This window comes from Belnapia moabensis DSM 16746, from assembly GCF_000745835.1.
In the GTDB taxonomy this organism is placed as follows: Bacteria; Pseudomonadota; Alphaproteobacteria; order Acetobacterales; family Acetobacteraceae; genus Belnapia; species Belnapia moabensis.
Map to the genome: position 1 here is coordinate 1 of NZ_JQKB01000114.1, position 12,128 is coordinate 12,128.

11 protein-coding genes and 1 pseudogene are annotated in these 12,128 nt (G+C 68.3%); 7 read left to right on the plus strand and 5 right to left on the minus strand.

Translation table 11 applies throughout. The features are described 5' to 3' along the window. Both EP26_RS27305 and EP26_RS27310 read right to left on the minus strand, forming a co-directional pair. The coding region (locus tag EP26_RS27305; protein WP_043343701.1) for a helix-turn-helix domain-containing protein at nucleotides 1–234 on the minus strand (234 nt) is incomplete at its 3' end. A 134-nt stretch (nucleotides 235–368) separates the two neighbouring features. Further along, nucleotides 369–622: pseudogene (locus tag EP26_RS27310) on the minus strand (transposase); the annotation flags it as partial. 180 nt (nucleotides 623–802) lie between these two features. Here EP26_RS27310 and EP26_RS27315 point away from each other — a divergent pair. Next, entirely contained in the window at nucleotides 803–1,765 is a 963-nt protein-coding gene (locus EP26_RS27315) for a Bug family tripartite tricarboxylate transporter substrate binding protein (protein ID WP_052389753.1), read from the plus strand. Nucleotides 1,766–1,787: 22 nt separating this feature from the next. Here EP26_RS27315 and EP26_RS27320 read toward each other — a convergent pair whose 3' ends face one another. Continuing rightward, nucleotides 1,788–3,371, minus strand: a complete 1,584-nt coding sequence (locus EP26_RS27320; RefSeq protein ID WP_043343704.1) for an ABC transporter substrate-binding protein — start codon at nucleotides 3,369–3,371, stop codon at nucleotides 1,788–1,790. A gap of 184 nt (nucleotides 3,372–3,555) precedes the next feature. Between EP26_RS27320 and EP26_RS27325 the strand changes: the two genes are divergently transcribed. The 6 genes from EP26_RS27325 to EP26_RS27350 are packed head-to-tail and all read left to right on the plus strand — an operon-like array spanning nucleotide 3,556 to nucleotide 10,376. Beyond that, nucleotides 3,556–4,563 (plus strand): Bug family tripartite tricarboxylate transporter substrate binding protein, encoded by a 1,008-nt coding sequence (locus EP26_RS27325; RefSeq protein ID WP_052389754.1) that lies wholly within the window; start codon nucleotides 3,556–3,558, stop codon nucleotides 4,561–4,563. Between the two features lie 28 nt (nucleotides 4,564–4,591). Then, nucleotides 4,592–5,362, plus strand: coding sequence for an enoyl-CoA hydratase/isomerase family protein (locus tag EP26_RS27330; RefSeq protein ID WP_043343707.1), 771 nt, complete (start codon nucleotides 4,592–4,594; stop codon nucleotides 5,360–5,362). A 2-nt stretch (nucleotides 5,363–5,364) separates the two neighbouring features. Further along, the gene (locus EP26_RS27335; RefSeq protein ID WP_052389755.1) at nucleotides 5,365–6,543 is read left to right on the plus strand and encodes an acyl-CoA dehydrogenase family protein; all 1,179 of its coding nucleotides are present in this window, start codon (nucleotides 5,365–5,367) and stop codon (nucleotides 6,541–6,543) included. Nucleotides 6,544–6,547: 4 nt separating this feature from the next. Continuing rightward, on the plus strand, nucleotides 6,548–7,639 hold the full coding sequence (locus EP26_RS27340) for an acyl-CoA dehydrogenase family protein (RefSeq protein ID WP_043343712.1): 1,092 nt from the start codon (nucleotides 6,548–6,550) through the stop codon (nucleotides 7,637–7,639). Then, a complete protein-coding gene (locus EP26_RS27345) occupies nucleotides 7,636–9,744 on the plus strand; it encodes an acetate--CoA ligase family protein (RefSeq protein WP_043343715.1) in 2,109 nt (702 codons plus the stop codon). Before EP26_RS27340 ends, EP26_RS27345 begins: the two co-directional genes overlap by 4 nt. Beyond that, nucleotides 9,741–10,376, plus strand: coding sequence for a TetR/AcrR family transcriptional regulator (locus tag EP26_RS27350; RefSeq protein ID WP_052389756.1), 636 nt, complete (start codon nucleotides 9,741–9,743; stop codon nucleotides 10,374–10,376). The genes EP26_RS27345 and EP26_RS27350 overlap by 4 nt, the downstream gene beginning before the upstream one ends. Before the next feature lie 243 nt (nucleotides 10,377–10,619). Here EP26_RS27350 and EP26_RS27355 read toward each other — a convergent pair whose 3' ends face one another. Together EP26_RS27355 and EP26_RS27360 are read right to left on the minus strand one after the other, a co-directional pair. Next, complete coding sequence (locus tag EP26_RS27355; RefSeq protein ID WP_043343717.1) at nucleotides 10,620–11,585, minus strand: Bug family tripartite tricarboxylate transporter substrate binding protein; 966 nt, start codon at nucleotides 11,583–11,585, stop codon at nucleotides 10,620–10,622. Between the two features lie 277 nt (nucleotides 11,586–11,862). Next, a partial coding sequence (locus EP26_RS27360) for an IS5/IS1182 family transposase (RefSeq protein ID WP_043342112.1) occupies nucleotides 11,863–12,128 on the minus strand: 266 nt, incomplete at its 5' end.

The following is a 12,128-nucleotide window of genomic DNA, read 5'->3' on the forward strand; positions in this document are numbered from 1 at the left end:
CGGTGCGCGCCGGTTCACCAGGCCTGCCAACCCCTCGGCGTTGTAACGGTGCACCCAATCGCGCAGGGTCTGCCGGTCCATGCCGCAGGTTGCGGCCGCGTCCGTGCGCGACTGCCCTTCCAGTACCAAGGCAAGAGCCAGCATGCGTCGCGCTGCGTTCGCGTCCCGACTGCGAGCTGCAGCCTGCCTCAGGGCATCCGCCGACAAGTCCTGCCGCGTGATCACCACCGCCATCGCAAGCCTCCCGAATCGAACCCCCGGGAGACAGCGAATCACGCCCGCCGCAAACCGCGGATCACATGCGAGTCAGTGACCATGGCGGTTGGTATAAGTCACAACCTCCTTCATGAGCGCTGGCCGGGAGACGTTTTCGACAAGATATCCTGCAGCACGGCTTTGTCGAGACCGAGTTCCGCCACCAGCCGCTTCAGCCGGGCATTCTCCTCGTCAGCTGCGCGAACTCACGGACCTGGTCCGTCTCCAGCCCGGCGTACTGCTTCTTCCAGCGGCAGAAGGTTTGTTCCGAGATACCGAGCCTGCGCGTCAGCTCCGCCACCGACAGGCCCAACTCGGCCTGCTTCAGCACTGCCATGATCTGCTCCACCGAAAATCGCCGCTTCATGGCCAATCTCCACATCCAGCATGAGGAAATCCGCCGAAACTCCGGCGAAATTTGGATAAGGTGCGATATGGAACGTAGCGCTAAAGCTTTCCTATTTTGTGTTTGCCAGTGGATAAGGCATTAAGTCCATTCCTGTCTTTCACGCTCCTGCTTCTATTCTCGGCACAAGCAGGAAGAGCCATGCACCTATTGCGCCGCAGCACCCTCGGGCTGCTCGGCGCCCTGCCTGCCATGGCGGAAACCCGCCTCTGGCCCGGCCGCGCCATCCGCTGCATCGTGCCGAGCGCCACCGGCGGCTACGACGCCTATGCCAGGCTGATAGCGCCGCGCCTCGCCGAACTGCTCGGGCAGCCGGTCGTGATCGACAACCGACCCGGGGCGAACGGTACGATCGGCATGCAGGAGGTCCAGCGCAGCCCGCCGGACGGCTATACGATCCTCTTCGGCCATATCGGCGCGATCACGATCAACACCAGCATCTACCGCAACATGCCGCTCGACCCGGTCAAGGATCTCGCCCCGGTCACCGTCGCCGTCGCCTCGCCGCTGGTTTGGGTGGTGGACCCGGCGACGCCGTTCCAGACGATGCCGGCGCTCGTCGAGCGGGTGAAGGCGGAGCCCGGCCGCTGGCGCTACGCGCTGCCGAGCTCCGGCAGCATCAACCACCTTGTCGTCGAGGACTTCAAGCGGCGGCACGGGCTCGACATGCCGGCAGTACCTTATCGCGGTACGCCCCAGGCGCAGATGGATGTTATCGCCGGCCAGGTCCCGATCATGCTGGACAGCCTCGGCGCCGGCTACGGCCACATCGCCGGCGGCCGCTTCCGAGCCCTGGCGGTCACCGCGGCCGAGCGCTCCGACCGGCTGCCGGCCGTGCCCTCGATGATGGAGCTCGGCCTCGACAGGCGCGAGTACGTCGCCTGGTATGCCTACATGATGCCCAAGGGAACGCCGCCCGAGGTGATCCAGCGGCTTAATCAGGCGGTCAACCAGATCCTGGGCGAGCCGGCGATGATCGGGCGGCTGCGCGACCTCGGCGCCGCGCCGCGGCACACGACACCTGCCGAAGCCCTTGCCTTCATGCAGTCTGAGCAACGGACCTTCGAGAGCATAGCCCACGCCGGCAGGATCGAGGTGGAATAAGCCGGAACGGCCAAACCAGGCTCTAACGTGCCGCAGGCTGGATCGCGACGGGGTCGTTGCGCTCGTCCATCCGTGCCTCGTAGGAGAGATTTTCCCGCATCGCCCAAAGCGCCTTCTGTAGGTAAAGCGGCACCAGCATTGCGTCGTCCAGCGCCGCAAGGCTGGCGCGCCTAAGCAGGTCTTCACGCCGGCCATCGTCCATTTCCATCTCGGCCGCCGCCACCAACTCGTCCATCGCCGGATTGGAGTACTGGAGCCGATTGGCGGCGCCCCGGCCCGCCTCGCGATCCGGGATACGGAGGACGGAGTTCAGCAGCACTGAGGCCTCGCCGGTGGAATTTCCCCAGCTCAGCAGCGCCGCCGGCGCCTCGCGCCGCGTCGCGCGATTAATGAAGACGGCATAGGGCTGCGCCTCGACCGTCGTCCGGATGCCGATGCGCGTCCACATCTGACCAAGCGCCTGCACCACCCGCGCATCATTCATGTAGCGGTCGTTGGAGCCGATCAGGGTGAGGCCGAAGCCCCCCGGATAGCCTGCCTCGGCCAGCAGGCGGCGCGCCCCTTCGGGGTCGGCGGCCGGTACGGGCCGGTCGGGCAGGGCGCTGTAGCTGCCGGGTGGCATGAATTGGGTGGTGGCGAGTGCGGCGCCCTGCATCACCCGCTCCACCAGCAGGCGCCGGTCGATCGCCATGGCGAGCGCCTGCCGCACGCGGAGGTCGGACAGCGGGTTGGCCGCCAGCGGCCCGCCGCCGGCCGCGGTCAATGCCGGCACCGGCGGCGGCCGCGTGCCGTCGAGGGTGACGTACATCACCCGGAGGCTGGTCGTCTCAGCGAGGCGGAAGCGGCGGTCGGCGCGCAGGCGGTCGAGGTCGGTGGTCGGAACCTGGTCAATGAAGTCGACATCGCCGGCGAGCAGCGCAGCGGTGCGCGCCGCATCGTTGATGATCATCCGATAGGTGACGCTCGCCCAGTGCGGTCGCTCGCCCCAATAGGCGTCGTTGCGGACCAGCGCGATGCGGTCGCCCGCGGTGTAGGAGGCCAGGCGGAAGGGGCCGGTGCCGATGGCGGCCTTGCCGCTGTTGAGATCCGCCGTCGTCGCGTCGGCATGCAGGCGGCGGCTGAGGATCAGCACCTGCGAGAGATAGGTCGGCAGCAGCGGCGCCGGCCCGCTCGTGTGCAAGCGTAGGCGACGTTCGTCGAGGATCTCGACCCGGCTGATCGGCCGGATATGGGTTGTGTAGGAGGCGCCGGGGCCGCGCACCTGCGGAATGCGCTCAAAGGTGAAGGCGAAGTCGTCGGCCTGCAGCGGCGTGCCGTCGTGGAAGCGCACGCCCTCCCGCAGGGTGAACTCCCAGGCTTCCGTGCCGACCGGCCGCCAGCTCTCGGCGAGGCCGGGATGCAGCCGCGCCTGGGCATCTGTCGTCAGCAGCGTGTCGAACAGCATCGCTCCGACTTCGCCGTTGGACCGCAGCAGGTGGTAGTGCGGATCGAGAGAGGAGACCGGCGAGCCGACGCCCATGGTCAGGCTCTGGCTCATGGCCGGGGCAACGGCCAGGCAAGGCAGCATAGCCAAGCCGAGCAGCAGCCGGCGCGGGCAGTGCGACATGGGACGTCCTCCTCCTACCGACCGATCGGTCGGGTTATCGTTGCCGCGGACGCTAGGGCGGGCGCGGCGGCGGGGCAAGACCTCCACGATGCTGTGCTTGCGGGGCCTGGCGGAGCGGGCTAGGGTCCGGCCGTGACCCGACCGACCGATCGGTCGGGTCACGGGGATGGAAGGAACGCCAGGAATGACAGCAGGGCGGCTGTGCCATGGCCTTGCCGCGGCAGAGATCCCGCGCCGGGCGGCGCTCGGCGGGTTGCTCGGCCTCGGCGCTGCGAACAAGGCCAGGGCGCAGGCTTGGCCCAGCCGGCCGATCCGCATGATCGTGCCCTTCGCGCCGGGCGGCGGCGCCGACATCACCGCGCGTTTTGTGGCCGAGCCGCTCGGCGCCGCTCTCGGCCAGCCGATCGTCATCGAGAACCGCGGCGGGGCGGGCGGCACCATCGGCACCGCCGCGGTGGCCCAGGCCCCGGCCGACGGCTATACGCTGCTCTACGGCACACCCGGCCCGCTGATCACCATCCCGCACCTGATGGCCGCGCTTCCGTACGACGCGCAGCGGGACTTCGCTCCGGTCAGCGTGTTGACCAAAGGCGCCTATGTTATGGCCGTGCACCGCGACGTGCCGGCCCGCAGCGTGGCGGAGGTGATCGCTCTGGCACGCGCGCATCCGGGTGAGCTGACCTATGCCAGCTCCGGCATCGGCGCCGGCAGCCACCTCGCCGGCGAGCTGCTCTGCATCGAGGCCGGGATCCGCATGTCGCACGTCCCCTTCCGTGGCACCGGCCCGGCCCTGCAGGAGACGGCGGCAGGGCGGGTCACGATGTCGATCGACTCCTATGGGCCGATGTTGTCGCTGCTCCAGGCCGGCAACCTGCGGGCCATCGCCGTCACCAGCGCGGAGCGCATGCCGGAGCTGCCGGACCTGCCCACCATAGCCGAGACCATCCCCGGCTTCGAGGTGACCGTCGTCAACTATGTCTGCGTGCGCTCAGGCACGCCGCAGCCCGTCGTCGCTCGTCTGAACGAGGCGCTGGTGCATGTCCTCGCCGATCCCGCGCTCGACGAGCGGATGCGCGCCGCCGGCTCCAACCCGCCGCAGGGCAGCTCGCCGGAGGAACTAGGCGCGCTGCTGCGGAGCGAGTCCGCGAAATGGGGCGAGGTCATCCGCCGCGCCGGCATCAAGGCCGGCTGAGCCAAGCAAGCGAGAAGGAACAACCGGAATGTCTACCGACGTCGTGAAGTTCGAAGTGGCCGACTACGTCGCTGTCGTCACGCTGAACCGCCCGCCTGTGAATGCGGTGAATGCGGAGCTGCGCGACCGCCTCATCGAGATCTTCGACGCGGCGACCGACCGCGACGACATTCGCGCGCTGGTGCTGACCGGGCAGGGCAAGATTTTTTCCGCCGGCGCCGATCTTCGGCAGCGGCCGGACGCCTCGGTCGCGGGGCAGTACTGGCACCACAATCGAGCGACCCGCGAGACTGGCAATTCCATCAAGGAATGCACCAAACCGGTGATCGCGGCGGTGAACGGCGCGGCGCTCGGCGCCGGCTTCGGGCTGATGGCCGCCTGCGACATCATGATGGCGAGCGAGACGGCGGTCTTCGGCATGCCAGAGATCGATGTGGGTCTGGCCGGCGGCGCCGCGATGCTGAACCAGCTTCTCGGCAAGTCATTCACCCGGCGGCTGATGTTCACCGGCGACCGGCTGCCGGCGGCGGAGCTCTACCGGCTCGGCGTCATCGATTCCGTCTGGGCACCGGACGAGCTGCTGCCGGCGGCGATGCGGATGGCGGCTCGTATTGCTGAGAAGAGTCCGCTCGGCATCAAGTATGCCAAAAACAGCTGCAATTTCGTCGAGCTGATGTCGCCCAAGGACGCCTACCGCTTCGAGCAGAATTTCACCTACGAGCTGTCGAAGACCGAGGATGCGAAGGAGGCGCGCACCGCGCAGCTCGAGAAGCGCAAGCCCGAATTCAAGGGCCGCTGAGCATGGCCGCCGCCATCGACTACGAGGCCTTCCGCGCCGAGGTCCGGGCCTTCGCCGAGACGCGCTGCCCGCCCGAGATCCGCGCGGTGGTCGCCACCTACCGCAAGTTGTCGCGCAAGGTCTGGTATCCCTGGCAGAGGATCCTGTTCGAGCATGGGTGGGGCGCTCCGGGCTGGCCGAAGCAGTATGGCGGCACGGGCTGGGATCTGAAGCAGCGTCACATCTTCGACGAGGTGATGGCGGAATGCGACTGCCCGCCGCAGTATCACCACGGCCTCCGACATATCGGTCCGGTCATCCTCGAATACGGGTCGGAAGAACAGAAGCAGCGCTTCCTGCCGGGCATATTGAGCGGCGAGGATTGGTGGTGCCAAGGCTATTCGGAGCCCGGTGCGGGGTCCGACCTTGCCTCGCTGCGGACCATGGCACGGCGGGAGGGTGACGAGTATGTGGTGGAGGGTCAGAAGACCTGGACCTCCCACGCGCATGAGTCGGACTGGATGTACACTCTGGTCCGCACCTCGAAGGAGGCGAAGAAGCAGCAGGGCATCAGCCTGCTGCTGATCCCGCTGAACTCGCCCGGCATCTCCATCCGGCCGATCCGCACCATTGATGGCTGGCACCATGTGAACGAAGTCTTCCTCGACAATGTCCGCGTACCGGTGGCCAACCGCGTCGGCGAGGAGGGCGGCGGCTGGACCTACGGCAAATTCCTGCTGGAGCGGGAGAGGCTCGGCGGCGCCAATGTCGCCCCAGCGCTGCGCAACCTGGAGCGCACGCGGGAACTCCTGGCCCGCGAGCTGGGCGGCGAGCGGCACGAGCTGAAGCGGGCAATGCTGGAGGAGCGGCTGCTGCTGGCCGAGGCCGAGCTGCGCGGCGCCCAGGCGCTGGGGCAGGAGGCGATCGCGGCGGTGATGGAAGGGCGGCCGCTCGGCCTGCTGCCCTCGGTGCTGAAGCTCGGCACCAGCGTCACCTTCCAGCATGTGGCGGAGGTGGCGCTGGATGCGGTGGGGGAGAGGCTGGCGCCGCGCTTCCGCCCGACCGATGCCGCCGGCCCCAATGCCGATGCGCCGGGAATCGAATGGGTGCAGAACTACATGTACAGCCGCGTCCGCACGATCTACGGCGGCAGCAGCGAAGTGCAGAAGAACGTCATCGCCAAGCAGCTATTCGGATCCTGACGCCATGCCCTTCACTGCCACGCCCATCGTCGGGGGCGATGCCTTCGACCAGGCCTGCCGCATCGGCCAGGAGGCCGACCGGCAACTCGCCCTGATCGACGATTTCGCCGGGCAGCTCGCCTGCCTGCGGCGGCACTGGGACAGCCTGGCCGGCCTCGGCTGGCTCGCCGTCGCCGTGCCGGAGGAGGCGGGCGGCGCCGGCGGCACGCTCTCGGACCTCGCGGCGCTGGCCGGCGGCGCCGGGCGAGGGGGGCTGCCGCTGCCCATCGCCTCGGCCTGCGGAGTCATCCCTCATTTGCTCGCCGACCAGCCGGAGCTTTTGCCCGGGCTGGCGGAGGGGCAGCACCGCATCGCCTTCGTCCCGGCCGAGGCGGCGGTGGACGAAGCAACGGACGTGCCGCGCCTGGCCCTGGATGGAAGCCTGACCGGCGCCGTGGTCGGCATCGAGACCCCGCCCGACCCGACGCATCTGCTGCTGGTGCTGGACGGGGCTGAGCCGGTCCTGCTGCTGCTGCCGGCCAGCGCGCGGGGGATCGCCGCGCGGCACTATCTCCGCATCGATGGCCGGCTCGCCGCCGACTGGCGCTTCACCGGCGTTGCGGTTGAGCCGTGCTGGATCCTGGGCCGCGGCGAGGTGGTGACGCGGCGGGCGGCGGAGGCGCGCGAGATCGGCGCGCTGCTCACCTGCGTGGAGGCGGTCTCGGCTGCCGGGGCATTGCTGGAACAGACGATCGACTACCTGCTGAACCGGGTGCAGTTCGGAGTGCCGCTCGCCTCGCACCAGGCGCTGCGGCACCGGGTGGCGGAGATGTATGTGGAGTACGAGAACCTGCGTGGCCTCATCCTCCAGGCGCTGCGCGCGGCCGGTGCGGGAGATGGTCTGTCCTGGCGCGATATCGCCTTCGCCAAACTGCGGCTCGGTGAGGCCGGGCGCTTCATCGCGCAGTCGGCCATCCAGTGCCACGGCGGCATAGGCATGACCGAGGCCCTGCCGGCCATCCGCTTGGCGCGGCGTATCATGATGGCAGAATTCGAATTCGGCGACCGCACCTTCCACGCGCAGCGGCTGCTCAACGCCGGGCGGGGTGCGGCATGAGCGACGCCGGCTTGCACCCGCTGGAGCGGATGTTCCGTCCCCGCTCAGTCGCCGTCATCGGCGCCTCGGGCGATTCCGACAAGCTCGGCGGCCGGACGCTGCTGCACCTGAAGGAACTCGGCTACGGCGGCCGCATCTATCCTATCAACCGCAGCGCGCCCGAGGTGCAGGGCCTGCCCGCCTGGACCAGCGTCGCCGAACTGCCGGAGGTGCCCGACAGCGCGCTGATCCTGCTGCCCGCGCCGATGGTGGAGCGGACACTGGAGGATTGCGCCGCGAAGGGCATCCGCCATGTGCAGATCCTGTCCTCCGGTTTCGCGGAGGAGGGCGGCGAGGGCATCGCCATGCAGGCGCGGCTGGCAGAGACGGCACGGCGGCACGGCATCCGCTTCACTGGACCGAACTGCCTCGGCAGCATCAGCCCGCCGGACGGGTTCTTCGGCACCTTCTCCAGCCTGCTCGCCACCGCGCGGCCGGGGCCGGGTACGGTGGGCGTCGCGACGCAGAGCGGCGCCTATGGCTCCCATATCTACGCCGCCGCCGGCTTTCGCGGCATCGGCATCAGCCGCGCCATCGCCACGGGCAACGAGGCCGATATCGATGTGGCGGCGGCGATCGACTACTTGGCCGAGGATCCCGGCACCCAGGTGATCTGCGCCTCGCTTGAGGGCTGCCGTGACGGCAAGGGGCTGCGGCAAGCCCTGCTGAAGGCGGCGCAAGCGGGCAAGCCGGTGATTGTAATGAAGGTCGGCAGCACCGAGGTCGGCGCAGCGGCGGCGGCGACGCATACCGGCTCGCTCGCTGGCGAGGACCGGATCGTCGATGCGGTGTTCCGCGAATGCGGCGCGCTGCGCGTCGCCTCGATCGAGGAGATGCTCGACGTCGCCTACGTCTGCTCCCTCGCGCCGCTGCCGCCGGCGCCCGGGGTCGGCATCCTCAGCGTCTCGGGTGGCATTGGCGTGCTCATGGCCGATGCCTGCATCGAGGCGGGGCTGGCGGTGCCGGCCATGTCGCCCGAGGTGCTGGCGGAGATCCGCGCCATCCAGCCGGTCGCCGGCGGACGCAACCCGATCGACACCACGGCGCAGCTCGGCGGGCGGATGCATATCTTCGAGGGCATCAGCCAGGCGATGATGCGGGGGGCGGAGCTGGGCTCTGTCTTGTTCTACCTAGCGCATATCGGCCGCAACGTGCCACGCTTCCCGCCGCTGGAGCGCTCGCTGGTCGCGCTACGCCGCAACTTCCCCGACCGTCTGATTGTCGCGGTGATGACGCATGTGGAGGAGGTCCGGCTGCGGCTGGAGGCGGAGGGCATCCCGGTCTTCGAGGACCCGAGCCGGGCGGTACGCGCGGTCGCCGGCGTCGAGCGGCTGCGCCGCCTGCGCGAGGAGGCCGAGGCGCTGCCGCCCGTGCCGCCACTCCCGCCCCTGCCGGCCCCTGGCGGGCATGAGGCGGCGGCGAAGGCGGTGCTGGCCGCCGTCGGCCTCCCGGTGCCGCCGGAGCGCGTCTGCGCCACGTCGGAGGACGCAGTGCGAGCGGCCGAGGCGATCGGCTTCCCGGTGGTGGCCAAGATCCTGTCGGAGGACATCCCGCACAAAACTGAGGTCGGCGGAGTGATGCTGGGCCTTGCGGATGCCGCGGCGGTGGAGGCCGCCTTCGCCGAGCTGCTGAGCCGCGCCAGTGCGGCGCAGCCCGAGGCGCGGATTGAGGGTGTGCTGATCGCACCGATGCTACGTGGCGGGGTGGAGACGATCATCGGCACGCTGCGCGATCCCATTTTCGGGCCGATGGTGATGTTCGGCCTGGGCGGCGTCGCGGTGGAGCTCTTCGCCGATGTCGCCTTCGCTTCGGCCCCGCTCTCCCTGGCGCGGGCAACCCGGCTGGTGGACGAGGTGCGCGGATCGCGGCTGCTGGCGGGCTGGCGCGGCGCGCCGGCGCTGGATCGTGGCGCGCTGGAGGCGGCGCTTTGCGCGGTCGCGGCGCTCGCCGCGGCGCGACCGGAGATCGTCAGCATCGACGTGAACCCCTTCCTGGTGCAGGAAGGCGGCGGCTTCGCGCTGGATGCGGTCATCCTGACGCGGGACGCGCCACCCGGAGACGCATGAAGAACCTCGCCGATATCCTCGAGCTTGATGGGCCCACCGGGCCGCCGACGGAGCGAATGCTGCAGATCCTGACTGAGGCCTGCCGTCTGTTTGCCATCCGCGGTTTCGACGGCGTCTCGGTACGGGACATCGCGCAGGAATGCGGGATCTCCAAGGCGACGCTCTATCATCACTTCCCGGACAAGGATGCGATCCTGCGTCCGCTGGTGATGGGCATCACCCGATCGCTGCACCTGCGCGTGCTCGGGGCCATTCCCGCCGAGGCCGAGCCGGCCGAGAAACTGCGCGCCTTCATGACGGAGAGCGCGCGTTTCTTTGAGGAGTACCGCTGGGCCTTCATCGTCTCTTCGACCGTGTTCTGGACCGATCCCCAGGCGCGGCAGCGGCGGCAGCGGATCGGATGGCGCGACCGGCACGAGGCGCTGCTGCGCGGCATCCTGGAAGAGGGGGTGCGGAGCGGCGCCTTCCGCATCGACGATATCGGCATGGCCGGACGCCTGGTGCTGGGTGCCCTGAACTGGATGCCTAAGTGGTACGACCCGAAGGGACCTCAAGTTGCGAGCGCTATCGCGGAGCAGTTTTGCGAAATGCTTGTGAAGGGTTTGGAAGCGGTGCCGAAAACGCTGCCGTAGCGCGGTCGAGCCTTGCAGATTCCAAACAAGGGCCAGGGACAAAGCCCCTACCATGCCTGATGCACACGATGTCGCATGCGATCATGATGAAGGCGGATGATAACGGCGACACGGCGGAACTAGGCGAGCCAGGCCAAGCTGCGCCAAGCTACGCCAAGCTACGCCAAGCTACGCTGGACCAGCACCTGATGCATAAGGGTGGATATGGAATTTCCAGTTAGAATATTAAATTAGCGAAATATTCTACTCTGGCATGATTCCTGCATTGCGCATTAACATCTCGTTCTGCGCCAAGTCGCGGCGGATGCGCGCACGCATCGCCTCCCGGCCCAAGGGCAGCGGCAACAGGCCGAACTCCTCAGCAAGGCGCTGCGCCGCTGGGCGGCCGACAGCACTGGCTACTGTTTGCTCCAACGCCACGGAGAGCGGTGGCGACAGATTGGCCGGACCGGCCAAGCCCCACCAGGCGCTGACGAGAAGCCCCGGCAGCTCGAGTTCGCCTGTTGTCGGTACTTGCGGCATTGCCGCCAACCGCCCCTCGTGCGGCGCAGCGAGAGCGCGCAGACGACCCTCCAGCACATGGGCCCGAGCTGGGGCAAAGGTCGTGAACATCATATCCACGCGGCCAGCTAGGATCTCGGTCAGCGCCGGCGCCGGGCCACCGAAAGGCACGTGCAGCATCTCTGTCCCGGTCCGCTCGTTCATCTCGAGCATCAGCAGATGGGCGGTCGAGCCGAGCCCCCAGGTGCCGTAGGAGAGCCTCCCCGGCTCGCGCCTCGCCGCTTCGATCACTTGCTCAAAGCTACCCCAGCGCGGATGAGCCACGAGCAGGTAGGCAGAAGCGTATAGCAGGCTGATATGGGTAAAGTCCGCCAGCGGGTCGTAGCCTAGGTTTCGATAGGCGAAGGGTGCTTGAGTAAAGCCAGAGTTGCTGCCGACCAGCAGCGTCGCCCCATCTGGCCGCGCTCGGGCAACATAGCGGACGCCAACCGTTGTCGAGGCGCCCGGCTTATGCTCCATCACGAAACTGCCGCCAAAGCTCTCGCCTAAGCCATCCTGCAGGATGCGGCCGATCACATCGGTGCCGCCGCCTGGGGTGAAGGGGATCACCAAGCTGACGCTGCGACCGTTCGGCCAGCCCTCCGGACCCTTGCCCTGAGCCTTGGCCAGGAAGGGCATGGCAATGACGGCCGCCGTGCCGAGAAGCATTCGGCGAGAGCCATGGGGGTGGGTCACCACGGACGCACCTCAGGACGTGGCATGGGCGTCGCACGAACCAGAAAAGCAGTCATCCGGACTTCCACCCCTGAGTATCCTGACGCTCGCTACGAACGCAGGTCCCATTTTCACTGTTGCGGAGATTATGCGCATGGCGCGACAGGTGAAGCCAGAATCATGCTCTCATGCCACGCGCACGTCCCGGCTTATGCCGGTGGAGTACTACACGGCCCTCGCAAGCCGGGACACTCGGAGAGGCTAAGGCCTGTTAGAGCTTGATGACTTTGATCCAGTTTGCGGTGGCGGCGAGGCAGAGCACGCCGAGGAAGGAGCGTGCGGTCTTCTCGTAGCGAGTAGCGACCGCTCGCCACTCTTTCAGACGTGCCCAAAGGTTCTCGACCAGGTGGCGGTTGGCGTAGATCCAGTCCGGACAGGCGACCTCGGCATCGGTGCGCCGGGGCGGGATCGCAGGTCGCGCGCCCATGTCCCAGATGCGCTCGCGGAAGGCGTCAGAGGCAAAGCCGCGGTCGCCAA

What these genes read in the sequence shown, in the direction of transcription:
- EP26_RS27325 (WP_052389754.1), top strand. Translation starts at nt 3,556, where the DNA reads ATGACAGCAGGGCGGCTGTGCCATGGCCTTGCCGCGGCAGAGATCCCG.
- EP26_RS27320 (WP_043343704.1), bottom strand. Translation starts at nt 3,371, where the DNA reads ATGTCGCACTGCCCGCGCCGGCTGCTGCTCGGCTTGGCTATGCTGCCT.
- EP26_RS27345 (WP_043343715.1), top strand. Translation starts at nt 7,636, where the DNA reads ATGAGCGACGCCGGCTTGCACCCGCTGGAGCGGATGTTCCGTCCCCGC.
- EP26_RS27335 (WP_052389755.1), top strand. Translation starts at nt 5,365, where the DNA reads ATGGCCGCCGCCATCGACTACGAGGCCTTCCGCGCCGAGGTCCGGGCC.
- EP26_RS27330 (WP_043343707.1), top strand. Translation starts at nt 4,592, where the DNA reads ATGTCTACCGACGTCGTGAAGTTCGAAGTGGCCGACTACGTCGCTGTC.
- EP26_RS27340 (WP_043343712.1), top strand. Translation starts at nt 6,548, where the DNA reads ATGCCCTTCACTGCCACGCCCATCGTCGGGGGCGATGCCTTCGACCAG.
- EP26_RS27350 (WP_052389756.1), top strand. Translation starts at nt 9,741, where the DNA reads ATGAAGAACCTCGCCGATATCCTCGAGCTTGATGGGCCCACCGGGCCG.
- EP26_RS27355 (WP_043343717.1), bottom strand. Translation starts at nt 11,585, where the DNA reads ATGCTTCTCGGCACGGCGGCCGTCATTGCCATGCCCTTCCTGGCCAAG.
- EP26_RS27315 (WP_052389753.1), top strand. Translation starts at nt 803, where the DNA reads ATGCACCTATTGCGCCGCAGCACCCTCGGGCTGCTCGGCGCCCTGCCT.